This window comes from Streptomyces griseoflavus (assembly GCF_014649995.1).
Lineage (GTDB): Bacteria > Actinomycetota > Actinomycetes > Streptomycetales > Streptomycetaceae > Streptomyces > Streptomyces griseoflavus.
On sequence record NZ_BMUC01000001.1, the window covers coordinates 606,201 to 630,427 of the forward strand.

Sequence of the window (24,227 nt, forward strand, 5' to 3'; positions counted from 1 at the left end):
CTCAGGTGCGCCGCGCGTGCAGCAGCAGGATCGAGGAGAGCGGCGGTCTCGCACACGCCAGCCGGTCCAGCGGACGCAGCGGGCGCGGTACGCCGTGGAAGGGAGCGCCCTCCAGCCGTACCACGGTGAAGCCGGACGCGGCGACGAACTCCCGCAGGGCACGCGCCGTGTACAGCCGGAGGTGGCCCACCACCTCCGAGCCCGGCCGTCCGTGGATGCCGCGCAGGCTGACCTCGGAGAACACCGGCTGCACCCCGGCCAGCAGGAGCAGGCGGTTGTACCAGGCGGCCAGATTGGGCGTGGACAGCATGAGGTGGCCCCCGGGGCGCAGCACCCGCCGGAGCTCGTCGAGCGCCGCGTCCGGGTCGACGAGGTGCTCGATCACCTCGCTGAACAGCACTGCGTCCGCCGACTCCGAGGCGAACGGCAGCCCGCCGTCGGTGAGTTCACCGCGCACCGCGTAGGGCAGCCGGGTGCGGGCGCGGGTCAGGGCGTCCTGCGACCAGTCGACGCCGACCAGCCGGTGACCGCGCAGGTACGGGGCGGCGGTCGCGGCCGCCGTCCCGTCGCCGCAGCCGATGTCGAGGACCGTGCGCGGGCCGGCCGAGGCCGGGCCGAGCGCGCGGGCCAGCATGCGGGCCTGGCGGCGGCTGCGGGACGGGCCCGAGGCGACCGGTACGGACGGGTTCTCGTAGAAGTCACGCAGGTCGCGGGGCGGGGGAGCGGTGGTGGTCACTCGGTCGCCTCCGTGGTGTGCAGATGGTGCGAGAACAGGTCGAGCAGCCGGTCGCCGTCGCCGTGGCCGAGCAGCGTCCGCGACCAGCGCAGCGCCAGGTGGAGCCGCCCCGCGGTGGACGCGGTGGTGAAGGTGAGGCCGCGGGGCATCTGGGCCGGCGCCGAGAACCACACGGCACTCGCCCGGCCCGCCCCGTCCCCGAAGTCCAGCGCGTACGGGATGCGGCCGATGTTGCTCAGCAGCGTCGTCGACGTCCAGGGCGCCGCCACCCTGCGCAGGCCCCTGGTGAACGCCGCCCGGCAGGCGACCGGCGCCCAGGGGGAGGTGAGCAGCCGGGCGCCGTGGCCGAGCTGCGGGCGCGGCTGCGCCTTGAGCGCGCGGGTGCGCAGGGCGGTGCGGCGCAGCAGCCCCCGCAGGTCGCCCCCGTCCAGTTCCCCGGGCGCGAACGGCACCTCCACCAGCCGGGTGCCGTTGCCGATGGGCATCGCGGCGTCCCGGGGACGGTCGTCGACCGGCATGGTGATGCGCAGGGGGCGGCGCGCCGCCCCGTGCTCCCGGTTCCAGTGGGCGATGGTCAGGGCGGTGGCGACCATGAGCTGGTCGTTGACGGTGTACGGGGAGCCCTTCGGCCGGTGCGGCAGTGCCAGCTCGGTGAGGAGCAGGCCGTTGCCCGGCGTCGCCTCCGGCGTGCCCCGCGCCACCCGGGCCGGCGGGGCCCAGTTCGAGGGCGTGTCCGGCGGGCCCTGCGGCGCGTCGGGGGGACGCACCGGCGGGGCGGCCGGGGCGTTGTCCCGGCCGCCGTAGAGCTCCGCGGCCGTGGCCAGCACGCGCAGGCAGGCGGGACCGTCCAGGGCGGTGTGGTTGACGGTGAGGACGAGCGCGGTGCCGGTGCCGTCCTGCCCGGCCACCACCTCCAGCCGGACCGGCGGGGACTGGGTGAGCGGGGGCGCCTGGGTGAGCGCCCGGCTCCGGGCGTCCCGTAGCGCGTCCTTCCCCGGCGGCGGGAAACTCACCACCTCCACGTCCGGTTCGTCGGTCAGCTCCCACTCGTAGCGGCGCCGGTACCAGGGCCCCGGCGCCTCCCGCGCGAGAGCGCGCGGGTGGCGCCGCAGCGCCTCGGTGAACGCCTTGCGGATGCGCCCGGGGTCGAGGTCCCCCGGGAGGCGCACCTCGATGAGCACCGTGTTCGGCTCCGCCTCCCGGTCGCAGTGCCGTGACACCTCGTCGACGACGGGGAAGGGGACGCGGAGGGGCGTGGTCGTACGGTCCCGCGTGGTCATACGGTCCCGCCCCCTCCCGGGCCGCTCCCCGGCGCGGGCGGCGGCACGAACGGACGCGCCCGCGGGGCGGAGGGCGGCGGTGGCGCCGGATGCGGTCCGGCGGCGGGCGCCGGCCCGGCGACCGGCGGCAGGACCGCCGTGGCGGCCGGTCCGCCGTCGGGACGTCCGCCGTCAGGGTGTCCGTCGTACGGACGCCCGTCGTCCGGGTGTGCGCCGTCCGGGTTCCGCTCGCGCGACCCGCCCAGGCTCACCAGGGCGGCGAACAAGCCGGTCAGCGCCAGCAGCTGGGCGACATGGCCGTAGGCTCCCTCGCCCGCGCCCACCGGCTCGCCCGCGCCGAGCGCCGCCGTGACACCCGCTCCCGCGAGCCCGGCGAAGGCGATCGGCACCAGCAGCGCGGGCCGGCGTGACGCGAGGACCGCCAGGGCCGGCACCAGCAGCGCCCACCAGCCCGCGATCACCACGCCCACCAGGGTCAGCGCCACCGCGCCGAGCCACAGCCCGGGCGCCGGAGGCACCGGCTGCGGCGCGTCGGGGTTGCCGGCGTTGCGGCGCCACAGGGCCAGACCGATCAGCACCGCGATCCCGGCCCCGCTCCCGATCAGCCCGGCGTCGTACGTGGTCGCCGGCTCGTAGGACAGCTTGACCGTGCCGCCCTCGCCCGCCGGGATGCGCCAGCCCTGCTGCCAGCCGTCCAGCCGCAGCGGGGTGAGTTCCTCGCCGTTCAGCGTGGCCTTCCAGCCGTCGTTGTGGTTCTCGTACATCGTGAGGTAGGAGGCCGCTCCCGCGCCGACGCCCACCTCGCGCCGGTCGCCGAGCCAGTCCTGGATCCTCAGCTCACGCTCGGCGGCCGAGGCATCCGGCACGGTCCCGCGGGTCAGGGTCACCTCGGTGAGCGCCAGCGGGCCCGCGTCGCCGCCCTCCACCCGGTGCGTTCCGGCCGCCAGCTCCAGCGCGGGGCCGTCGGACCCGTCCCGGCACGGCGTCACCCGGACCGGACGCCGCTCCACCAGGTCGCGCACGGTGCCCCGCACGCTCGTCTCGTACGGCGTGCCGTCCACCGTCAGCGCGGGGCCCTTGCCGCACTCCAGGGCGAACTCCCTGCTGCCGTCCGGCTGCTTCGTGCGGTAGCCGTCGAGGGCGGGGACGTACGCCTCCGTCAGGCCCACCGGCAGTTGCATGTCCGCGTCGACCGCCGGGTTGTGCACGGTGAGCGGCGCGGTCCGGGTGACCGTGATGTCGAGACGGTCGGTGGTGATCGCGGGGAAGCGGACCCAGCCGTTGTCGTCGACGGCGGCGGTCGCCGCGCCGTCCGGGGAGCTGATCTGCACCTCGGAGGCCCGGGCGGACAGCCCGCCGGCCGGGGCCAGCACCAGTTCGCCGACCGCCTGCTTGCCCGTCCAGCTCAGGTGGACGGTGGGCTTCCCGCCCGCGATCCACGCGGTGGTCAGGTCCCCGTCGGTGAGGTTGCGCGCGGACAGTCCCGCGCCGAGCCGGGCCGTGGAGTCGGCGGTGGCGGTGATCCGGTCGCGCTGCTCGGGCGCCACCTCGTACAGCAGCCGGTCCAGTGCCTCGCCGGGCACCGCCACCGCGCTCGCCGTCACCTCGTAGGCGCCCGGCGTGCCCGTGTCGAACTGCCGGTGCAGCCCCGCCTCGCTGCCCGTGAGGGACATCCCGGTGGGGTCGGCGGCACGGTGCAGGGAGACGATCTGCGCCGTGGCGGTGGACCGCTCCGCGTCGGTCGGCAGCCGCAGCAGCCGGGTCACCCGGACGTCGGGCAGGCCGACCTCGGAGAAGCCCGCACCGGTGAGTCCGGGACGCTCGGCCGTCGAGTCGACGATCGTCAGCTTCATCCAGTCCGTCGGCCCGGCGGGCGCCTTGACCTGCTGCTCGGTGCCGTTGGCCCGCAGGAAGGAGGTCGCGGAGCCGTTCTCCGTCTCCACCCGCACGCGGGTCGCCGCCGCCCGCACGCCGTCCTGCGGCAGCGGGGTGAGGCCGATGGAGTCCGGCATGTCGTAGGCGCCGTCGAAGGCGATCCGCAGCCACTGCCCGTCCGGGGAGCCGTGCGCGCCCTCGGCCCACGCGGTGTCCGGGTTGCCGTCGAAGGCGTTCACCGGGTCGTACTGCGGCAGGTGGAACAGCCAGTTGCCGTAGGAGGACGCCGTCACCGAGTCCGCGCCGCGCAGTTCGGCCACCGTCTGGTGGTCCAGGCCCTCGTTCGGCAGGATCTGGCGCGGGCGTTCCCCCGCGTCCTGGGCGGCGTCCGGTGCGTTGCGCTCGTCCGCCGTGTACGTGTACGAGGTGTTGGCGTTGACCAGCCCGAACCGGGTGTCCGCCCGCCGCAGCCCGTCGCCGATCACCTGCACCGGCGGCGTGCCGAGCCCCGGGTGCGCGTCCCCGGTCAGTACGGCGGGCCGGCCCCGCAGCCGGTCCGCGAGCGGCAGCAGCGCCTCGGGACCGCCGGACACCACGGCGGTGTCGGCGACCGGCAGCAGCCGGGCCTGGCCGGGCCGCTGGACGTTCGTACCGGCCGGGCGGTAGATCTCCACCGCCCGCTGCCGCGGATACAGGCCCTCGACCTGCAGCGGGGTGCCGGGCGCGATCACCCCGCCGGTCATCACCGGACCGAGTCCCTTGGCCCGCTGGTACCCGGACTGCTCCAGGGTGCGCTTGACCGTCGCCGTCGGCACCTGGCCGATCTGGTCGGGGTCGAGGTCGTTGCGGACGACGACGTAGTGGATGCCCGCCCGGCTCAGGTAGTCGGCCAGACCCGGCACCGCGCTGCCGGTCAGCAGTGCCCGTTCCACCGCGTCCATGGCGCGCCGGTTGCCGGGGGTGCCGAACGGCACGTAGTCGCGCTGCGCCCAGCGGGAGTCGGCGACCACGTCCAGCGGCTGGTCGATGGTCGACCCCCAGGTGTGGATGCCGTGCGCGGTCGCGGGGACGACCAGGGCACGAGAGTCGGGGGAGTTCTTCTTCAGCCAGTCGGCCGTCGCCTGCCAGTACTTGGGGATCTCCTGGAACGAACCGGGGGTGAGGATCGACCCGTTGAGGTACGGCCACAGCAGCCCGGGCAGGACGAGCACCGCCGCGATCAGCGGTGCGAACCGCCGGACGCGCACCCGATGGGTCCCGCGTGCCTGCGCCGACACCCCCACCAGGTGCGCCAGCCCCAGGAAGAACGCCAGCGCCAGCCCTGTCTGGAACTTGTAGATGTTGCGGAACGGCGCCAGCCAGCCGTCCAGCCAGCCCTGCGCCACCGAGTGGAACGGCGCACCGAACGCGCCTCCGTAACCGGCCAGCAGCACCAGCGCCGCGACCAGCACGGTCAGCACCAGCCAGCGCCGCTCGGGCATGTCCCGCCGGGCCAGCCCGGCGAGCCCCAGCGCGGCCGCGAGCGCCGAGCAGACGATCACCAGCGCCGACGAGGCGACCGCCCAGCCGGCCGGCAGCCACGCCTCACCGAAGTTCAGGTAGGCGACCCAGTTGCCGGCGCCGCGCAGCGCCTCGGTCGCCGCCATCGTGTCCGTCGTCGTCCGCGACGTCTCGATGTACGGGAGGAAGTTCTCGCCGTGCGCCCCGAGCAGCAGCAGCGGTATCCACCACCAGGCGGTCGCCACGATCATCGCCGGCGTCCACCAGGCGATCAGCTTGCGCTGCCGCGGCCCCGGCGGGCGGGAGAGCAGGTACAGCCCGACGGGCAGCAGGGACGCCAGCGTCGAGGCGGCGTTGACCCCGCCCATGAAGGGCACCAGGAGCGCCGAACGCAGCGCGGCGACCCTGGCCGTGTACCGCTCGTCCGTCAAGGGCAGCAGCACCCACGGCAGCAGCGCGCCGGGCAGCGCGGCGGCCGACGTGGAGCCGACGACCGTCGTGAACACCGGCCACAGCGCGTACGCGGTCGCCGCGAGCAGCCGCGACGCGCCGCTGCCCACGCGCAGCCGCTCCGCCAGCCGCAGCGCGCCCCAGAACGCCACCGACACGATCAGCGACATCCACAGCCGCTCGGCCAGCCACACCGGCAGCTGCGCCGCGTCGGCCAGCCAGTAGAACGGCAGCATCGGCCACACGTAGCCGATGTACTGGTCGGAGATCCCGCCGAACGAGCCCCGGTTGTGCCACAACTGGCCCAGGTCCGACAGGAACTGCCCCGGGTCGACGGTGACGCCGAGCTTGGTGTCGAAGGTCTGGCGCCCCGGCTGGGCCGCCACGAACAGGACGAACACCACCGCCCAGAAGCCGAGCAGCCAGCGGCGCGACCGCGGGCCCTCGGGAGGGCCCGCGGTGGCTCTGCGTGAAGGAACGGCTGCCGGAGGGGGAGCCTGGACCGTGGTCGTCATTCGGGACACCGCCGGAGGATGAGGAGGAGGTTCCAGGTGGCGAACTCGCGCAGACCGGGCACCTTGACCACGGTCCGCGTGAGGAACGGCCAGTAACGGGAGCGCGCCGACACGATCCGCACGTCGTCGCGGGACCGCACCTGCCGCAGGGTGGTGCCGATGTGCACCGGGAAGAGGTTCTCGCCGAGCGTGTGCTTGGCGGGTCTGCCGGTACGGCGCCGGTAGCGGGCGCGGGCCCGCTCGGCGCCGAAGTAGTGCCAGGGCGCCCACTCGTGACCGCCCCACGGGGACAGCCAGTTGGTGAACGACACATAGATCAGTCCGCCGGGCCGGGTCACCCGGGCCAGCTCGCTGAGGAACGTCTGGGGATCGGCCACGTGCTCCAGCACGTTGGAGGTGAAGGTGACGTCCGCCGACCCGTCGGCCAGCGGCAGCAGGTATCCGTCCGCCACCACGGTGCCCTCGGGGGGTTTCCCGCCCAGCTCGCCCACATCGGGTTCGAAGAGGTAGGCGTACGCCCCGCGCCGGCGGAACTCGTCGGTGAAGTACCCGCTCCCGCCGCCGACGTCCACGACCACCCGCCCGGCCACCGGCCCGCCGTACGCCTCGACCTGGTCGGCGGCGTCACGGGCGAGGAGCGAGTAACAGGCGTCGGGTTCCTTCTGCTCGCGCAGGAAGGCACGGAAGAGGGCGACGGAACGCCGGAGCGAGGGATCCTTCACGGCGCGCAGCCCCGAACCGCCTCACGGGCGACCGCCCGGAACCGCTGCACCGTGTGCTCCCAGCGGTAGGCCGCCGCGTGCTCCCGGGCTGTCTTGCCCATCAGCTCCCGCCGGTCCCCGGCGAGCGTCAGCGACATCCAGGCGGCCGCGAACGAGGACTCGCCGCCTGCCAGCACGCCCGTCTCGCCGTCCCGTACGGAATCCCGCAGCCCGGGGACGTCGAAGGCGACCGCCGGGGTCTCCCGCGCCGCCGCCTCGGTGACGACGAGGCCCCACCCCTCCACGGCGGAGGGGTGCAGCAACAGCCAGGCCTCGCACAGCAGCCGGTGCTTCTCCGCTTCGGAGACGTGCCCGGTGAACCGGACGCCGGGACCGGCCATCCGCTCCAGCCGTTCCCGTTCCGGACCGTCGCCGACGATCACCAGCCGGCCGCCGGTGACGGGCCGCACCCGCTCCCAGAGCCGCAGCAGCAGATCGATCCGCTTGTACTCGACGAGCCGGCCCACCGCCACGAACAGCGGTTCCGGGGAACGGTCGGCGAGCGGTCCCGGCTCGGCCACACCGTTGTGCACGACGCGTATCCGCTCCCGCGGTACGCCGATGCCGCGCAGCGCCTGGGCCGTGGACGGTGAGACGGCGACGACCAGCCCGTGCCGGCGGGAACCGGTGAGCGCCCAGTGCTCGAGCCGTCGGCCGATCCGTGCGGCCGGGGCCAGCGGGCCGCCGAACCGCATCTTCCACAGATCGGTGTGCACGTGGTTGACCAGGCACAGGGTGGGTCCGCGGTGCCACAGCGGTGTCAGGTACGGCATCCCGTTGCACACCTCGACCAGCAGGTCGCAGTCGCCGACCTGACGGGCGAAGGCGGAACGGGCACGCAGGTAGTGGCCGTACGCCCCGCCCGCCGACACCACCCGGTAGTCACGGTAGGCCGCGGGCCCTCCGCACAGCAGGGTGACCTGGTGGCCCAGTCGGGTCAGCCCGTCGGCAAGCCGGTCGACCAGCAGCTCGGAGCCGCCGGCGGACGGATTGCCCAGGTCGCGGTGGGCGAGGAAGACGATCCGGCGCGGATGCGGGGGGAGCGCCGGAGCGTGCTGCGACGCGCCGGGGCGCGCGGTGGGGTGGGTGTCCCCCTGCTCGGGCGGGGGCGCGAGCGGGGGACGGGACGGCACGTGCTGGGGCATCGGTGCTCCAACTCGTCTCGGGGAACTCGGCGTGGGGAACGCGAGGACGTGAGGATGTGAGGACGTGAGGACGTGAGGAGGTCAGGTCGTGAGGAGGTGGGGTGGGAATGAGCCTTCGGTGGGGCTCGTCGGGGTTCCTGGGTGAAGGGTGTGGACGGACCGTGGTTGGGTGGGGATTGGACAGTTTTCGCCCCGCCGTTCCGCACGGCTACTCACGCACGTGACAATTTCCGGCTTTTCTTACTCGTGAGTCACTTCATTGGGTGAGGGTCGGCCGGGGCGTACCGGACACATCCGGATCTTCGGTGACCTTCCGGCCGCGTATCACCAGAGCGCCACCGAGCACCGCCAGGACGAATCCCGCCACGGCGGCGCCGACCGGCAGCGTCTCCCCGACCAGCTCGAGCCGGCCGCTGTCGTCCTTGGCCTGCCGCACGGCCTCCTTCTGCGTCTCGTCCGTGAACGAGACGCCCTTCTCGGCGTCCAGCAGCACCACCGCGTCCTTGTCCCCGCCCGGCGCCCGCAGGGTCTGCCGGGGGCTGGTCCGCGCGTAGATGACCCGTCCGGTGCGCTGGTCGACGATCAGCTCCACGCCGTGGTTGGAGTACCACTCCTCGGCCGGCACCTGCGGCCGCTCCGGCTGACCCACGAGGCTCCCCGGCACCATCCGGGTGCCGGACCGGGTCGGCGACACCGAGCCGGTGAACCGGTAACCGGTGTAGCCCTGGACCTTCTCCGTGCCCCGGTAGCGCAGGACGACCGTGTCGCGGAGGGTGTTGTCCCACCACTGGTAGGAGCGCTTCTGCACGTCGAAGGGGAACTTCAGGTACGCCTCGCCCTGGATGTCCGGCTTCGCGTCGCAGCACCGCACCGGCTCGGTGGTCTTGCGGTCCAGCACCCAGCGGTGCGGGGTGAAGCTCAGGGCGTCGTGCGGGTCGGCGGCCGGCAGGGACTTGTCCGTGTCGACGGAGGTCGTCACGTCCCACACCGCGTTGCCGCTGCGTTCGCTCTCCGCGACGTTGCCGCGCACCCGCTGGGTGATGGTGATCTTCTGGTCGGGAACGGTCTCGACCTTCTCCAGGTCGAAGACGCTGCCCCGGCCGGTGTAGACGGCGGTGGTGTCGATGTCCACCGGGTTCACCGCCGCGCGTGGTTCCACGTACCAGGCGAACAGCGGGGCCAGGACCAGCAGAAACGTGCCGAGACCCAGCAGGACGAGGGAGAAGGGGGAAGCTGTACGGCGCATCCGGGTACTCCAGAGGATCGGGACGGCTCGGCGCGTTCGGGCCGGAGCCGTTCAGGAAGGTGCGCGTGCGGGAGTCCCCACCCCCTACGGGCTGGGAACCGTATGCGCCCCTTGACGGAGTGTCAATGTCATGTCGACACTGTGGGGCGACACACGGGGGTGGCCGGTCACCGTGGGGGTGGGGAACCTCCCGACTGAGAGGCTGACCCGGAGATGTCCAGATTGCTCGCCGCCGCCCTGACGGTCGCGCTCGCCGCCGCCCTTGCCGTGGGAGCCGCCGTCGGTGTCGTGGCACTGCTCGAAGCCACGCCCGACCAGCCCAACACCCCAATGATCACCTACGAGCAGGCCGGCCAGGGGAGTTGACCGGTGACGGCGTCCCGCACCCTCACGGCCCGCTCCGCCTGGAACGACGTACCGCGGCACCAGGTGCGCCGGTTCGCCGAGATCGCCATGGCCGACGTGCCCGCGCTGGCCGAGGAGATCATGAGCGAGATCCAGCGCGAGTACCCGCACCTGCCGGTCGTCCTCGACGACTCCGGCGAACCCATGGCCCTCGTCGGCATCCGCCGCGCCATCGAGGCCTTCGTCCAGCACGTCGCGCACGCCGACTACCCGGTGGGCCGGCCCACCGTGCCGCCGGGCGTCTTCCAGGACTTCGGGCGGGGCGAGGGGCTCAACGGCAGGTCGCTGGACGCACTCCAGGCGACCTACCGCATGGGCGTGCGCCTCGCCTGGCGCCGCTTCGCCGAGATCGGCCAGCGCATCGACATCCCCCCGCCCGCCATGTACGAACTGGTCGACGCGGGATACGAGTACCTGGACGGCCTGGTCGACCAGTCGGTGCGCGGATACGCCGAGGCCGCCGCCCGCCAGGCCGGGGAACGGCTGCGGCTGCAGCGCCGGCTGATGGAGCTGCTGCTCGTCGAACACCACCGGGGCGACCCCGCCGACGCGCTCGCCGAGCGGGCCGCCCGGATCGGCTGGCCGCTGCCCGGCAAGGTCGCGGTCGGCGTGCTGCTGCGCCCGGCGCGGGAGGCGATGGCGCCCGCGGTCGGACAGGGGGTGCTGCTGGACATGGAGTACGAGCAGCCCCGCATGGTGGTGCCCGAACCGGGCGCGGCCGGCCGGCCGGAACTGCTGCACCGCGCGCTCGCCGGCTGGTCCGGGGCGATCGGTCCGCCCGTGCCGGTCGCCGACGCGGCGAAGTCGCTGCGCTGGGCGGAGGCGGCCGTACGGCTGATGCGGCGCGGGCTGCTGCCCGCCGGTGAGGTGCTGTACTGCACCGAGCACACCGAGGCGCTGGTGCTGCTCCAGCCGGAGGAGCTGATCGAGGACCTCGCGGCGCGGTGCCTGGCCCCGCTGGCGCACTGCGGTGCCGCGCACGGACGGCGCCTCGCGGAAACGTTACTGGCGTGGCTGGAGACCCGGGGCGGGGCGCCGGAGGTCGCCGCCCGGCTGGGTGTCCACCCGCAGACCGTCCGCTACCGCCTGCGGCAGATCCGCGAACTGTGGGGCTCCGCGATCGACGATCCGGACCGCCGCTTCGAACTGGAACTGGTGCTGCGCGCCCAACGGCTGCGCGGCGCCCTCGGCACCCCGAGTCCGTGAGCCGGCCGGGGTGCGGAGCCGCGTCCGTGTTCCGCACCCCGGCCGACGGATCAGCCGCGGCCCCGGGAGCGCGTCCGCAGCCGCGGGGAGAACCGGACGGCCGCGAAGCCCACGGCGGCCAGGCCGAGGGCCGCCGTCACCAGCAGGGCGATGCCGCCCGCGCCGGTGTCGGCCAGGCTGCCCAGCAGGCCGGTCGGGGAGCCGCCGTCCCTGGTGCCGCCCGCGGCGTCGTCGTCGCCCTTGCCGTCGGTCCCGTCCTTGCCGCCGTCGTCGCCCTTGCCCCCGTCGTCGCCGCCCGTGCCGCCGGAGGCGCCCGGGGAGGGGGTGGGCGACGGGCCGTCCGTCTTCTCCACGACCTCGACGGTGAAGGTCGTTCCGGCGCCGCCGGGCACCTTCGCGGTGACGGTGTACGTGCCCGGGGCGTCGCCGGCGACGATGTCCCGCGGGGCGGTGGCCCGGCCCTCGGCGTCGGCGGTCGCCGGGACACCCGAGACGCCGCCCTCGAACACGGGGCCGCCGTCGAAGCGGCTCGCCTCGACGAGGAAGTCGACCCGGGCACCGGGGGCGGGTTCGCCGTCGTCGGTCACCAGGACCTGCAGCCGCTCGGCGAACGGCTGTCTCGGTACGGCTCCCCCCCAGGGAGCTCACGATGATGATCAGACCGGCTCACAGTATCTGCGCGCCGCGCGCCCATCCGCCGTTCACCCATTGCCCGTCCGAGCGGCCTGTGGCTAGCCTGTGTTCGTCATGCCGATCGCCTGTTGAAATCTCGAACGAGGGCAGGCGCCTGAGACACAAAGGGAGGGGGCCGGTCGTGGGACGCCTCGTACCAGCCGTGACCCGGGCTCTCGACATTCTCGAGCTCTTCCTCGACGGGGACGGGACGCTCTCCGCTCCCGACATCGTGCGCAGGCTCCAGCTGCCGCGCACCACCGTCCACGAGCTGGTGACCACGCTCGCCGCCCGGAAGTACATCGTCCCGGTGGCGGGACAGCCCGGACGCTACCGGCTCGGCGTACGCCCGTACCAGCTCGGCGCACGCTACGCCGAACACCTCGACCTCGCCGCCGAGGGCCAGCAGGTCGCCCGCTCCGTCGCCGAGACCTGCGACGAGACGGTGCACGTGGCGATACTGGAGGACACCGACGTCATCTACATCGCCAAGGTCGACTCCACCCACGCGGTACGGATGGTGTCGGCGGCCGGCCGCCGACTGCCCGCCCACTGCACCTCCGTCGGCAAGATGCTGCTGGCCTCCCTTCCCGAACAGGAGATCGCCGCGCGCCTCCCCGACGACGCCGAGCTGGCCGCGATGACCCCCAACAGCATCACCGACCCCGCCGCCCTGCGCGAGACCCTCGCCGGGATCCGCGCCCGGGGCGTCGCCGTGGAGAGCCGCGAGTCCAACCCGGACGTCTCCTGCGTGGCCGCGCCGGTGCGCGACCGCACGGGAGCGGTGGTGGCCGCGCTGTCCATCTCCGTACCGATGATCCGCTGGAGCGACGAGCGGCTGGGCGAGCTGGAAGGGCTCGCCGTCAAGGGCGCCGCCGAACTGTCCGAGCGGCTGGGCCACAGGAGCGCGGCATGACGAACACCTTCGACGTGGCGGTCCGCGCGGAGGCCGCCCTCGGTGAGGGCCCCACCTGGGACCCGGCCACCGGACGCCTGCTGTGGATCGACATCCTCGGCTCCCGCGTGCACACCTACGACCCCGTCACCGGCCGGCGCACGGTGCGCCGCACCGACCAGCACGTGGGCGCGGTCAAGCCCCGCGCGGGCGGCGGCCTCGTCCTCAACCTGCGGGACGGCATCGGCCTGATCGACCCCGACGGCACCTTCCGCTGGCTGCACCGCGAGCCCGTCCCCGGCCGCCGCGCCAACGACGCCGCCGTCGCGCCCGACGGCAGTCTCTTCGCCGGCACCATGCGCTACGACGAGGCCCCGTGCGGCGGCACCCTCTCCCGGGTCTCGGGGGACGGGACGGTCAAGGTCCTCCTGGACGACGTGGCGGTGAGCAACGGCACCGGCTGGAGCCCCGACGGGCGGCTGATGTACTACATCGACTCGCCGACCCGCCGTCTCGACGTCTTCGACGTGGGCGAGGCGGACGGCCGCATCAGCAACCGGCGTTCGGTCGTCCCGATCGAGCACGGGGCCGGCTTTCCCGACGGGCTGTGCGTGGACGCGGACGGCTGTGTGTGGGTCGCGCTGTGGGACGGCGGGGCGGTGCGCCGCTACACCCCCGGCGGGGAGCTGGACCGGGAGATCCGGCTGCCCGTTCCCCGGGTGACGGCCTGTGCGTTCGGCGGGCCCTCGCTGACCGACCTCTACATCACCACGGCGCGGGTGGGGCTGACCGCCCCGCACCCGCTGGCGGGCTCCCTCCTGGTCGTCCCGGGCGCGGGGCAGGGCTTCCCCCAGCCTCCCTTCGCCGGCTGAGGAGCGGATCGCCCCCGCCGCCCCTTCCCGGTCCCGTCCCCCGGGGGCGCTGCCCCCGGACCCCCGCTCCTCAAACGCCGGAGGGGCTGAACTCACGCAGCCTGTGGCGGAGCCCCGGGTTCGGGACGGGCCCGCGGCGGTCACCTGCCCGTGCGGTCCAGCGACCGCAGTACCTCCCGCTCCGCGGGCGTCAGCGGCGGTGAGACGGACGGCGGCAGCGGCGACCCCGCCACGGCGGCCAGCACCGCGCCCGGCCGGAACATCCGCGTCGGCGGCGCCAGCAGACTGGTGACGTCCCAGATCGCCGACGCCGCCGGATACGACCCCGTGGCCGCCCGCATCATCCGGCGGGTGTACCCCGTGAGCACCCGGTCCGCGGCGGACGGCCGCCCGCCCCGCACCCCCGGGTACAGCACGTCCTGGCTGACGGCCATCGACCACGCCGCGTCCGCCGAGCGCGCCGCGCCCCGCACCACCCGCCGCGCCAGGCCGGGCGCGCGCAGGTCACCGCCGCGGGCCAGTTCACGGCCGAGCACCCGCGCGCCGAACGCCGCCACCGACATCCCGTGCCCGTACGCCGGGTTGAACGTGGCCAGCGCGTCCCCCAGCACCACGAACCCCTCCGGCCAGTGCGGCAGTTCCTCCAGGTAGCGCCGCACGTTGCTGGTCGACCGGCTCAGGTGGACGTCCGTCAGCGGCTCCGCCCCGGAGATCAGCCGCCCCACGATCGGGTCGGGCAGCGAGAGCGCGTACCGCAGGAACCCCTCCGGGTCGGCCGGCGGCTCACCCCCGCGGGAGCCGCCGCAGCTCACCAGCCAGCGGTCCCCCTCGATCGGCATGACCATCGCGCTCCGGCCCGGCCCCGCCGCGTACGGATTGGGCTGCACGATCGTCAGCGGGAACCGCCCCGCACCGTCCGGCACCCGGTACACGCGGGAGGCGTTGACCAGCCCCGAGTCCACGGCCCGCTCCCGCACACCGCCCAGCCCGAGCCGGTCCAGCCAGCTGACCACCCGCGTCCCGCGCCCGCTCGCGTCCACGACCAGGTCCGCTTCGAGGTCCGTGTCCCCGCCGGGCTCCGCGATCCGTACCCCGCGCACCCGGCCCGCGGACCCGGTCAGCCCCACGACGGCACCCCGGCGGATCTCCACCGGGGTCCGTTCCCGGACGGTCTCCCGCAGCACCCAGTCCACCAGTGCCCGGCTGCACGTCAGCATGACGGGGCCCTCGCGCCGCCACCGCCGCAGCCAGCCCTCGGACGTGAGCGCCAGCATGCCCGAGCTGAGCGATATCTCGTGCGCCCCGGCGGCGAGCAGCCGCTTGCGCAGCTGCGCGCCCGGCAGCAGCTCCTCCATGGCCTCCATGCCGCCCGGCATCAGCAGGTGCGCGTGCCGCCCCTGCGGCAGCCCCTTGCGGTGTTCCGGCCCTTCGGGCAGCTCGTCCCGGTCCAGCACGACCACCTCGTCCGCCCCGGCGGCGGACAGGACGGCCGCGGCCAGCATGCCGGCCAGACCGGCACCGATGACGACAGCTCTACGCGACATGGGGCTCCTCGGGTTCGGGCAGGGTTGCGGGAAGGGAGGACGGCGCCGCGCCGTCGGGCGCGGAGACGGGGGCGGACGGGCGGTGCAGTGCCTGGGCCAGTTCGACCAGCCCGCCGGTGCCCAGGACCTCGGTGGCGTGCAGCCGGTAGGTGCCGGCGCTCTCGGGTGGTTCCTCGCCGGCGGCGGCCCGCCGCGCCGCGTCGGCGACCATGGCCGCTTCCGCGGCCAGCCGCGCCTCGTGCGGGGAGCGGCCGGCGTGCAGGGCACAGTCCCGCACCCGCTCGCGGAGCGTGTGGTCGAAGTACGGCGCCAGCACGAGCAGCGCGTCGTGGATCGACACCTCGCGCCACTGCAGCCGGGCCCGGGGCGACTGCCACCACACGGTCGGGGGTTTGGGCGCGGTGGGCACCGGCCGCACCAGGGACCACAGCGGGGCCAGCCGCCGGTGGTCCGCCCAGGCCCGCCGCTGGGCGGCCACCGACGGCAGCAGGTACCCCGCCGAGCACAGCAGCGCGGCCAGCGAGGCCATCGGCGGCGCGATCGTGGTGGACAGGAAGTCGAGGTCGTGCCCGTTCCAACGGGCCACGATCGCGGTGTACTTGGCTGCCTGGAAGCCCACCAGGTCCAGCAGCGCGCCCACCAGGATCAGCCGCAGCCCGGTGCGCAGCGGACCGCCGACCTCGCGCCCCCACTTCACGCAGACCGCGCACATCACCAGCATTGCCGCGCTGTGCCCGAGCAGGTACAGCAGGATCATCTCCCGCATGAACGGCGTGTTGGCGTAGTAGGTGTCGAGGTCCCTCAGCCGCTCGGTGTCCGCCTCGGCGAGCAGGAACAGCACCACGATGGCGGTCAGCAGCAGAGCGTAGGCGGTGACGGTGCGCAGCACCCTGCGCCGTACCCGCGCGCGGGAACCGCCCCGCCAGTTGATCAGCAGCACCAGCACCGCGCAGCTGTACGCGCAGAGCACGCTGTAGGTGAGCGGTGCCCCGAAGTTGGGGACGCCGGTGAGTTCGTTGACGGTGGCCAGGGTGGCCGGGGCGGCACAGACGAAGACCAGCGCGCCGAGGACGATCGCCGCGCAGGTGGAGACGGTCAGCGGGTTGCGCAGCGCTCTGCGCGGGCGGCGGAACAGCAGCACGGGGGTCATCCCGAACACGAAGGCCGCCAGGTAGACGACGAGGCTCATGCCGGCCGGCTCCTTTCCGCCGGGCGCCGGTTCACGCCGTCCCCGCCGTGGTGGTGCCGCTCGCGACGGCGGGGGCCGCCGGCGCCGGGGCGGTTCCGGCGAGTGCGTCGGCGATCCGGGTGAGCACGGCCGGGTCCGGCACGCGGCCCGGGAGCCGGGCGTCGCCGTCGGGGGCGGGGACCGGCTCGCGCGGGTCCGCCTCCCGCCGTACGGCCGCGGTGATCACCGCGGCCCAGGCGGCGGCCTCCGCCCGTTCGGGGTCCCGCGTCGCCGCCAGCACACCGGCGCGGGTCCGGTCGTAGAGGTCCGGGTCGAACCAGGAGTCGAGGTGGCCGAGGGCGTTGTGGATGCTGGTCCTGCGCCACATCAGGCGGGTGGTGGGGGAGGCGAACCGGGGGCGGGGCAGCCGCAGCGTCCGGCGGGTGAGCAGATCGTCCAGCGTCCGCTCCAGCGGCGCGAGCCGCGCGTACGTCCGCCGGGCCCGCCGCCACTCGGCGGCCCGGGGCGCCGCCAGCGGCACCAGCACCCCGACGACGGTGAGCAGGGCGCCGAGTCCGGCGGCGGCCGGGGAGACGGTCGTGCCGAGCGCCGACCAGTCCCGCCCGGACCAGTCGGCGCCCACCGCGATCAGCTTGGTCACGCTGTAACCGGCCCCGCACAGCGCGCCCGCGGCGAGCAGCACCAGCCCCGCCCGCAGCCCGCCCCGCACCCTGCGCGCCCAGCGCAGCGCGGACACCGTGGTGACGGTGACGGTGGTGAGGTGCGCCAGCAGGTACAGCAGGATCATCTGGGCGATGAACGGTGTCGTGGCGTAGTAGGTGTCCAGGTCGGTGCGCCGCTCCACCGGCGCGTCCCCGAGGGCGAACGTCACCGCGATGCCGAGGACGACGACGGCGTAGGCGAGCACCCAGCGGCGGGCGGTGCGGCGGACCCGGGGTCCGCCGCGCCAGTGCACGATCAGGACCTGGGAGGCGGCGCAGTACCCGGTGATCGCCGCGTAGGTGAGGGGCGCGGCCAGGTTGGGCACGCCGCCGAGCCGGTTGACGGCGCCGACCGTCGGCGGCGCCCCGAGGAAGAAGCACAGCCCGGCCAGGCCCAGCACCGCGCAGATCGCCCGCAGGTACGGGTCGCGCCGGTGCCGCAGCAGATCGGGCGCCTTCACCAGCAGCCCGAGCCACAGCACCCCGCAGCTGATGTAGTTGATCAGGCCGCTCATCTCTTGGTCCCGCGGTAGTTGAGCGCGGCTCCGATGCGTCCGGCGAGGTCCTGCGGGTCCCCGGTGCCGGCCCGGGGGGTGTGTCCCGAGTCGGTGCTGGTCTCCAGCCAGGTGCGCAGCCGGCGGCCCATGAGCATGCCGAAGCGGTCGGCCTCCTGCTCCTCCGCCAGGCTGAAGTCGGTGCGCGCGGCGACGGCCGCCGGACGCGCGCCCGTCTGCCGGTCCGCCTCCCGGCGGTTCATGTGCCACACCTCGTGGCAGAAGATCACGATCTGGTGCCACACGGCGGCCCGCTCGTCCACCACCACGTCGTCGTGGCCGTCCCGCTCCAGCCACAGGCCGCTCGCGGTACGGGGCGGGAACGCGGCCCGGTGGACGACGACTTCACGTCCCCGCCAGGCGCTGACGGAGGCGACGAGCGCGTCGAAGAGCACGTCCGGGTCGGCCGGCACCGCCACGTCGATGGGGTCGATGAGGGCGTCAGCGAGACGACGCATCTCCTTCCTGGTACGCACCGCTGTCTCCCTGTTCCGCCGGGTGTCGCTCGGTCACCTGTGCAATATGCCAAGACCGGTGCCGTCCCTGCCAGTTCCCCGTGCCGCACGGTCACTCGGTGACCGCCACGGTGTCCCCGGGTGCCACGGCGCGGGCGCGGACCTCCCGGACGAGGTCGGGGTGGCGCAGTGCGTGGGAGACCGCCCCGATCTCGCGGAGCAGTTCGGTGGTGTCGGCCTCGTGGCCGCTCCCGTCCTGTCCGCTCCCGTCCCGGCCGGCCCCGGCGCCGACCGCGTCGAGGATCACCACGGCCGCGGCGACCGCCCTGGCCCGCTCCGGGGTCAGGCCCAGGCCGAGGGCGGCGTCGTAGGACCGCTCGCGCAGCCGCTCGTCGGTGCGCCGGGCCAGCGGCAGCAGCACGTCGCGGATGAACGTCTCGCGCCGGGTCAGCCGCAGTTCGGGTCCGGCGCGCAGCACGAACGGCAGGCCGGAGCCGTGCGCGGTGCGCATCAGCAGGTACAGGGGCCGCAGCCGGCGGTGGGCCAGCCGGATCCGCCAGCACGCGTGCAGGTACTGGCCGGCGTGCGGCAGGATGAAGCCGACCGCGATCGACACGGCCGACAGACAGGCCAGTGCCGGGGCCACGTGCAGGCTGAGCCAGTCCAGGTCGTTCCCGCTCCAGCGGGCCCCCACGGCGGTGAGTTTGGCGGCGTCGAACGCGAGGTTCAGGGCGTAGCCGATGCCCAGGAACTTCAGTCCCCAGCGCAGCCAGGCGTCGAGTCCCTCGGTGCGGATCCAGTTCCAGATCAGCTTCGAGGTGATCAGGACGGCGGTGGTGTGCGCGAGGAGGTACAGCAGGATCTCCTCGCGCATGAACGGCGTGTTGGCGTAGTAGGTGTCCAGGTCACGGGTCCGCTCCACCGGTACGTCGGCGAGGGCGAACAGCACCCACAGCGCGGCGATGACGCCCCCGTAGACGCAGACCACCCAGCGGGTGGCGCGGCGGGTGGAGGGGGAGTGCTCGGGCAGTCCGTCGCGCCAGGCGATGATCAGCACCAGGCAGGACGCGCAGAAGGCGGTCAGCAGCGAGTACACCAGGGGCGCGGAGATGTTCGGCACGCCGGTGACCCGGTTGACCCGGGCGATGGTCGACGGGGCGACGAAGACGAACACCGCGCAGGCGAGCAGCAGCAGTCCGCCGACCGCGCGCAGCAGCGGGTCGGTCCACAGCCGGATGATCGTCGGCAGTTTGATGGCCAGGGCGGCGGCCAGCACGCCGGCCGGGATCCACCAGAAGGACGTGTAGAAGGCGCTGAGGGAGGAGGCGGGGCCCATGGCCGCGTCCGCGAACCCCATCGCGTCCCCTCACTCTCATCGGCCGCCGCACACAAGGCCGTTCGAGCCTACGCGGCCGGGAGGGCCCGCGTCATGCGATGCGCGGGCGCGGACCGTCCCGCCGCGGGTTCCGGCCGGAGTTCTTGTCCGGCCCATTGACGCGTCCGCGCATCCCACCTACGGTCCCGTTCGAAGTTACGTGCGTCGTTCGCATTATCGAACATCGAGTGTTGGGCAACGAGGAAGAACGGCCGGCGTCGTGCGTCGGCGGCGCGGCGCGCCCCGGCGCAGCCGTGGACGACACCGCACACCCGAAAGGAAGACCTTGCGCACTGCCCGTTTCACCCTGGACCCGTCCTTCACCGTCGGTGAAGTCAACCCCCGCCTCTTCGGCTCGTTCGTGGAACACCTCGGCCGCTGCGTGTACACCGGCATCTTCGAACCCGGCCACCCCACCGCGGACGCGGACGGTCTCCGCCAGGACGTCCTGGACCTCGTCAGGGAACTCGGCGTCACCGCCGTCCGCTACCCCGGCGGCAACTTCGTCTCCGGCTACAAGTGGGAGGACTCGGTCGGCCCCGTCGAGGACCGCCCGCGCCGCCTCGACCTCGCCTGGCGCTCGACCGAGACCAACCGCTTCGGGCTCTCCGAGTACATCGCGTTCCTCCGGAAGATCGGCCCCCGGGCCGAGCCCATGATGGCCGTCAACCTCGGCACCCGGGGCGTCGCCGAGGCACTGGAGCTCCAGGAGTACGCCAACCACCCCTCCGGCACCGCGCTGTCGGACCTGCGCGCCGAGCACGGCGACAAGGACCCCTTCGGCATCCGGCTGTGGTGCCTGGGCAACGAGATGGACGGCCCCTGGCAGACCGGCCACAAGACCGCCGAGGAGTACGGCCGCCTCGCCGCCGAGACCGCCCGCGCCATGCGGCAGATCGACCCCGGCGTCGAACTCGTCGCCTGCGGTTCCTCCGGCCAGTCGATGGAGACCTTCGCCGAGTGGGAGGCGACGGTCCTGAAGGAGACGTACGACCTCGTCGACCACATCTCCCTGCACGCCTACTACGAGCCGCACGACGGCGACATCGACTCCTTCCTCGCCTCCGCCGTCGACATGGAGTCCTTCATCGAGAACGTGGTCGCCACCTGCGACCACGTCGGCGCCCGCCTCAAGTCGAAGAAGAGGATCAACCTCTCCTTCGACGAGTGGAACGTCTGGTACATGTCGCAGTCCCAGGCCGAGGTCGCCGCCCTCGACTGGCCCGAGGCGCCCCGCCTGCTGGAGGACAACTACAGCGTCACCGACGCCGTCGTCCTCGGTTCGCTGCTCATCGCGCTGCTCCGGCACGCCGACCGGGTGACCGTGGCCTGCCTCGCCCAGCTCGTCAACGTGATCGCCCCGATCATGACCGAGCCCGGCGGCCCGGCGTGGCGGCAGACGACGTTCTTCCCGTTCGCCCAGGCCTCGGCCCACGGCCGCGGCGAGGTGCTGGACGTACGCGTGGACTCCCCGACGTACGACACGAGGAAGTACGGCGAGGCGGACCTGCTGCACGCCACCGCCGTACGCGGCGAGGACGGCACGGTCACCGTCTTCGCCGTCAACCGGTGCCGCACCGGGCCGCTCGGGCTGGAGGTGGCGCTCGGCGGCGTCGGCCTCTCCTCCGTCGTCGAGCACAGCGTCCTGTCCGACGCCGACCCCGACGCCCGCAACACCCTCGCCGAGCCGGAGCGGGTCGCCCCGCACGCCGCCGAGGGCACGACCCTGGACGACGGCCGCCTCTCGGCCGTACTGGAGCCGCTGTCCTGGAACGTGATCCGGCTGGCGTGAGCCGCGCCCGGCGGCGGACGCGCGGTGGACTCACCCCTGCGGTGGGTCCGCCGTCTCCCGCGCCTCCACCGGTTCCACCGGCACCCCGCCCCGCGCCGCCCCGAGCAGCGTCAGCCGCACCTCGCCCGGCCCGGAGGGTGTGGTGCCGTCGGACAGCACCGCCAGGGCCAGGGTGTTGGCCCCCCGTGTGCGCAGGATCCCGTTCGGCAGGACGAAGGTGTGCCGGGTGCCCGCGTCGTTGAGGTACTGGCCCATGTTCCAGCCGTTGAGGAAGATCTGGACGCGGTAGGCGCGCCCCGGATCGTCCTCGAGGGTGAGTCCGACGGAGGCGTCCAGCTCCGGATCGACGTCGAGACGGAAGCCCGTCCGGTACCAGGTCACGCCCTGGCGCCGTTCCTCGCGGGGGAAGTCCACCGGCCGCCAGTCCCGGTCGTCGTGTCCCGGCAGGTGCCAGCCGTGCCGCTCCCCGTGCAGCCCGCCGTTGTTGAGCGGCCCGCGCGTCCGGTCCGGCGCCGCGGCCCCCTGGATCCGCCACTCCACGTCCCGTTCACCGCCCCCGAACGCGGCGGCGGTCAGCCCGCGCGCGGCCTTGTACGCGCCCCGGGTCCGCCCGTCCCCGTCGTGCTGCGCCGGCCGTACGAGCACCGACAGCACGTGCCGGCCCCGCTCGCGCAGTTCCCCGGGCACGGCGAAGGTGGCGGTGGCCGTCCAGGTGCCCCGGTCCGCGCCGTCCTCGTCCGGTGCCGGCATGCGGTGGGTGCCGAGGGGCCGTCCGTCCAGCCAGGCCATCAGCAGACCGTGCGGCCCGGTGCTGTACGACAGCGACACCGACGTGACGCCGCGCGTGTCCGTCAGCCGGCCCCGGTACCAGACGTCGCCGTAGTGGAAGCCGTAGTCGTCCGCGAAGAGGACGGGCCCGCCGCCGGGCACGGGCGTGCTGCTGTGGGACGTCGTGCGGTCGGCCACCGTCCACGCCGTGTCGTCGAAGTCCGGCCGGGACTCCGGGTTCCCCGACCGGCGACGCCAGCCGCCCAGTTCCGGCAGCGGCACGGTGGGCGCGTCCGGCACCATGCCCTCCATCACCAGGCTCCCGGCCCGGCCGACGTAGGTGCGCACCGGCCGGCCGTTCCAGGTCACGGAGCTGATCCCGCGCGGCCCCCACACCTCCACCCCGGTCTCGCCGACGACGTCGCCGACGAGGTGGACGGTGTCGTCGCGCAGCGTCGCCGAGCGGAGCATCGCCGGGCCGTAGACCAGCAGGGACCCGGACGGGGTCTCGTACGGCCACAGGCGCAGCGCGGTGGCGTCGTCGGCGAACAGGAGCACCAGGGGGACGTCGGAGTCGCCCTTCTTGACGAGGACCCGGCCCAGTCCCCCCACGCCGAGCGGCGCGACGACGTTCAGCCTGCCCCGGTCGTAGGTCCACGCGGGTTCGATGTCCGCGCGGTAGACCTCCGGCTGGGTCTCGCAGTCCAGCACGACCTGTGCCGTCTCACCGGCGCGGCCGACGAACACGGCGACGTCCTGGCGTCCGGCGGCCATGCTCAGCAGGGGCTGCGCGGTGGTGTACGCCAGCTTCCGCCGGCCCAGCGTCAGGCTGGTGAACAGCAGTTTGGCGTCGTACGGCGCGACCGAGACCGGCACCTCGACACCGGTGCCGGGCAGCATCGAGCGGACCCGCTCGCCGGAGTCGTTGCGCAGGACGTACACCTGGGCTCCGGTGTCGGGGTTGGCCAGGTGCTCCACCCCCAGCCGCTCGTCCGCCGCCCGCACCCGGTCCGCCGGATCCAGCCGGGCGAGGTCGGGCACCGTCCGCACCAGATGCCCGAACTGCTGGAGCGGGGCCAGTTCCGGGGTGGGCCGGCGGGCCTCGTCGAGGGGCGTTCCGGAGCCGTCGGGGGCGGTGCCGCCGGTCCCGGGCAGCCACCCCCACGAGGTGCCGCCGAACACCGTACGGACGTCGTGCGCGGTGATGCCGCGGGCGAGGTCGGTCAGGTGACCGGTCCGCTCGTGCCCGGCGCCGACGCGGAACCCGGGCGCCCGCGGACCGCCCTCACGGTCGCCGGACAGCCCGTCCCCGTGGAAGACCGGTACGTCGATGCGGTCGGCGCGTGCCTTCGCGTAGAGGTGGGCCAGGTGGGCGCGCCCCGCCGCACCGCCGTCGGTGCCCGTGTCCTCCAGCTGGTACAGCAGCACGGTGCCGCCGCCGGCGGTGAACAGGTGCCGGACGGCGATGGCGTTGACGGCGCTCAGCCACTCGTCGACGTGGCGCAGGTACTCCGGATCGCCGGTCCGCGCGGTCCCGGCGACGGCCGTCAGCCATCCGGGCAGGCCCCCGGCGTCCTCGTCCGGGCCGAGGTGGGGGCCGGGGCGCAGGACGACGTACAGCCGCTCCTCGGCGGCCATGTCCAGGAACCGGTTCAGGTCCCGCACCCCGGTGAAGTCGTGGGTGCCGGGGGCGGGGGAGTGGTGGTTCCACGGCACGGGGACGCTCACCGCGTTGTGCCCGTGGGCGCGCAGCTTCTGCAGCACGTCCCGCCACAGGGACGGGCTGGGCAGCCGGTGGAAGGGCAGTCCGGCGGACCACAGCACCAGGCGCCGCCCGTCGACCAGCAGGGAGTACCCGTCGAAGCCGATCCGGTGCCGGCGGCCGTCCGCGCCCGGCGGGGGCGGCGGCGGACCGGTCGGCACGACGCGCGGACCGTTCGCGCCGGGCGCCGCCCCGCCGCTGCCGGCCAGGGCGAGACCGAGCGCGGCCGTGCCGGCCAGCGCGGTGAAGGTGCGCCTGCTGAGCTCCAAGGGAGCGCCTCCTGGTCCTGATGTCACAAGCGGTGCTGGTGGGTCATTGTCTCCGAACGGCGACCCCCCGCTCACACGCCCGTCCCGGTACGCCGCTTCTGTCCGTTTACGGTGGTACGGAAGTGAATGGCCGGAGTTCGCCCTGTCCGGCCGCCGCGGGGCTCCGTACGATGCGAGCGCTCCCGGCCTTCACGGTACCTTCACGCATCCCTCGTGGGGCCGGGGATGCCCGGTGCGTGCCCGGGCGCTCACTCCGGACT

The 24,227-nt window shown here is 74.2% G+C and carries 18 protein-coding genes; 5 read left to right on the forward strand and 13 right to left on the reverse strand.

Features of this window, described 5'->3' with window-relative positions; all coding sequences use genetic code 11:
* Position 1 precedes the first annotated feature (1 nt).
* The 6 genes from IE172_RS02615 to pgfA form a co-directional block, all read right to left on the reverse strand.
* Complete coding sequence (locus tag IE172_RS02615) at positions 2-736, reverse strand: class I SAM-dependent methyltransferase (RefSeq protein WP_190095384.1); 735 nt, start codon at positions 734-736, stop codon at positions 2-4.
* A complete protein-coding gene (locus IE172_RS02620) occupies positions 733-2,016 on the reverse strand; it encodes a condensation protein (protein ID WP_190095385.1) in 1,284 nt (427 codons plus the stop codon). The genes IE172_RS02615 and IE172_RS02620 overlap by 4 nt, the downstream gene beginning before the upstream one ends.
* On the reverse strand, positions 2,013-6,356 hold the full coding sequence (locus IE172_RS02625; RefSeq protein ID WP_229885754.1) for an alpha-(1->3)-arabinofuranosyltransferase: 4,344 nt from the start codon (positions 6,354-6,356) through the stop codon (positions 2,013-2,015). The genes IE172_RS02620 and IE172_RS02625 overlap by 4 nt, the downstream gene beginning before the upstream one ends.
* Positions 6,353-7,078 carry a class I SAM-dependent methyltransferase gene (locus IE172_RS02630; protein ID WP_190095386.1) on the reverse strand — a complete coding sequence of 242 codons (726 nt, stop codon included), beginning with the start codon at positions 7,076-7,078 and terminating at the stop codon, positions 6,353-6,355. Before IE172_RS02630 ends, IE172_RS02625 begins: the two co-directional genes overlap by 4 nt.
* On the reverse strand, positions 7,075-8,262 hold the full coding sequence (locus IE172_RS02635) for a glycosyltransferase family 4 protein (protein WP_190095387.1): 1,188 nt from the start codon (positions 8,260-8,262) through the stop codon (positions 7,075-7,077). Before IE172_RS02635 ends, IE172_RS02630 begins: the two co-directional genes overlap by 4 nt.
* A 256-nt stretch (positions 8,263-8,518) precedes the next feature.
* Positions 8,519-9,508 (reverse strand): cell envelope lipid trafficking protein PgfA, encoded by a 990-nt coding sequence (gene pgfA, locus IE172_RS02640; protein ID WP_190095388.1) that lies wholly within the window; start codon positions 9,506-9,508, stop codon positions 8,519-8,521.
* 213 nt (positions 9,509-9,721) lie between these two features.
* Here pgfA and IE172_RS02645 point away from each other — a divergent pair, with 213 nt between their 5' ends.
* Both IE172_RS02645 and IE172_RS02650 read left to right on the forward strand, forming a co-directional pair.
* Positions 9,722-9,874 carry a hypothetical protein gene (locus tag IE172_RS02645; protein WP_190095389.1) on the forward strand — a complete coding sequence of 51 codons (153 nt, stop codon included), beginning with the start codon at positions 9,722-9,724 and terminating at the stop codon, positions 9,872-9,874.
* Between the two features lie 3 nt (positions 9,875-9,877).
* Positions 9,878-11,119: a PucR family transcriptional regulator gene (locus IE172_RS02650; RefSeq protein ID WP_190095390.1), complete on the forward strand. Its 1,242-nt coding sequence runs from the start codon at positions 9,878-9,880 to the stop codon at positions 11,117-11,119.
* Positions 11,120-11,169: 50 nt separating this feature from the next.
* Here IE172_RS02650 and IE172_RS02655 read toward each other — a convergent pair whose 3' ends face one another.
* Positions 11,170-11,706: a hypothetical protein gene (locus tag IE172_RS02655; RefSeq protein WP_190095391.1), complete on the reverse strand. Its 537-nt coding sequence runs from the start codon at positions 11,704-11,706 to the stop codon at positions 11,170-11,172.
* 227 nt (positions 11,707-11,933) lie between these two features.
* Here IE172_RS02655 and IE172_RS02660 point away from each other — a divergent pair, with 227 nt between their 5' ends.
* Together IE172_RS02660 and IE172_RS02665 are read left to right on the forward strand one after the other, a co-directional pair.
* Positions 11,934-12,707, forward strand: coding sequence for an IclR family transcriptional regulator (locus IE172_RS02660; protein WP_190095392.1), 774 nt, complete (start codon positions 11,934-11,936; stop codon positions 12,705-12,707).
* On the forward strand, positions 12,704-13,558 hold the full coding sequence (locus IE172_RS02665; RefSeq protein ID WP_190095393.1) for an SMP-30/gluconolactonase/LRE family protein: 855 nt from the start codon (positions 12,704-12,706) through the stop codon (positions 13,556-13,558). The genes IE172_RS02660 and IE172_RS02665 overlap by 4 nt, the downstream gene beginning before the upstream one ends.
* A 140-nt stretch (positions 13,559-13,698) precedes the next feature.
* Here the strand turns inward: IE172_RS02665 and IE172_RS02670 are convergent, their stop codons facing one another.
* The 5 genes from IE172_RS02670 to IE172_RS02690 all read right to left on the reverse strand — a co-directional run bounded on the left by IE172_RS02670 (position 13,699) and on the right by IE172_RS02690 (position 19,358).
* Positions 13,699-15,102 carry an NAD(P)/FAD-dependent oxidoreductase gene (locus IE172_RS02670; protein WP_190095394.1) on the reverse strand — a complete coding sequence of 468 codons (1,404 nt, stop codon included), beginning with the start codon at positions 15,100-15,102 and terminating at the stop codon, positions 13,699-13,701.
* Positions 15,092-16,291 carry an MAB_1171c family putative transporter gene (locus tag IE172_RS02675; RefSeq protein ID WP_190095395.1) on the reverse strand — a complete coding sequence of 400 codons (1,200 nt, stop codon included), beginning with the start codon at positions 16,289-16,291 and terminating at the stop codon, positions 15,092-15,094. Before IE172_RS02675 ends, IE172_RS02670 begins: the two co-directional genes overlap by 11 nt.
* Positions 16,292-16,322: 31 nt before the next feature.
* The gene (locus IE172_RS02680; protein WP_190095396.1) at positions 16,323-17,507 is read right to left on the reverse strand and encodes an MAB_1171c family putative transporter; all 1,185 of its coding nucleotides are present in this window, start codon (positions 17,505-17,507) and stop codon (positions 16,323-16,325) included.
* Entirely contained in the window at positions 17,504-18,022 is a 519-nt protein-coding gene (locus tag IE172_RS02685) for a toxin (RefSeq protein WP_229885755.1), read from the reverse strand. The genes IE172_RS02680 and IE172_RS02685 overlap by 4 nt, the downstream gene beginning before the upstream one ends.
* A 91-nt stretch (positions 18,023-18,113) precedes the next feature.
* On the reverse strand, positions 18,114-19,358 hold the full coding sequence (locus IE172_RS02690) for an MAB_1171c family putative transporter (RefSeq protein WP_190095397.1): 1,245 nt from the start codon (positions 19,356-19,358) through the stop codon (positions 18,114-18,116).
* A gap of 304 nt (positions 19,359-19,662) precedes the next feature.
* Here IE172_RS02690 and arfA point away from each other — a divergent pair, with 304 nt between their 5' ends.
* Complete coding sequence (gene arfA / locus IE172_RS02695; protein WP_190095398.1) at positions 19,663-21,168, forward strand: arabinosylfuranosidase ArfA; 1,506 nt, start codon at positions 19,663-19,665, stop codon at positions 21,166-21,168.
* 30 nt (positions 21,169-21,198) lie between these two features.
* Here the strand turns inward: arfA and IE172_RS02700 are convergent, their stop codons facing one another.
* The gene (locus tag IE172_RS02700; RefSeq protein WP_190095399.1) at positions 21,199-23,967 is read right to left on the reverse strand and encodes a glycoside hydrolase family 35 protein; all 2,769 of its coding nucleotides are present in this window, start codon (positions 23,965-23,967) and stop codon (positions 21,199-21,201) included.
* Positions 23,968-24,227: the final 260 nt, after the last annotated feature.

Excerpts from the sequence above, each read along its gene's own strand:
- IE172_RS02620 (WP_190095385.1), bottom strand. The coding sequence starts at position 2,016 with ATGACCACGCGGGACCGTACGACCACGCCCCTCCGCGTCCCCTTCCCC.
- IE172_RS02625 (WP_229885754.1), bottom strand. The coding sequence starts at position 6,356 with ATGACGACCACGGTCCAGGCTCCCCCTCCGGCAGCCGTTCCTTCACGC.
- IE172_RS02635 (WP_190095387.1), bottom strand. The coding sequence starts at position 8,262 with ATGCCCCAGCACGTGCCGTCCCGTCCCCCGCTCGCGCCCCCGCCCGAG.
- pgfA (WP_190095388.1), bottom strand. The coding sequence starts at position 9,508 with ATGCGCCGTACAGCTTCCCCCTTCTCCCTCGTCCTGCTGGGTCTCGGC.
- IE172_RS02645 (WP_190095389.1), top strand. The coding sequence starts at position 9,722 with ATGTCCAGATTGCTCGCCGCCGCCCTGACGGTCGCGCTCGCCGCCGCC.
- IE172_RS02665 (WP_190095393.1), top strand. The coding sequence starts at position 12,704 with ATGACGAACACCTTCGACGTGGCGGTCCGCGCGGAGGCCGCCCTCGGT.
- IE172_RS02670 (WP_190095394.1), bottom strand. The coding sequence starts at position 15,102 with ATGTCGCGTAGAGCTGTCGTCATCGGTGCCGGTCTGGCCGGCATGCTG.
- IE172_RS02675 (WP_190095395.1), bottom strand. The coding sequence starts at position 16,291 with ATGAGCCTCGTCGTCTACCTGGCGGCCTTCGTGTTCGGGATGACCCCC.
- IE172_RS02680 (WP_190095396.1), bottom strand. The coding sequence starts at position 17,507 with ATGAGCGGCCTGATCAACTACATCAGCTGCGGGGTGCTGTGGCTCGGG.
- IE172_RS02690 (WP_190095397.1), bottom strand. The coding sequence starts at position 19,358 with ATGGGGTTCGCGGACGCGGCCATGGGCCCCGCCTCCTCCCTCAGCGCC.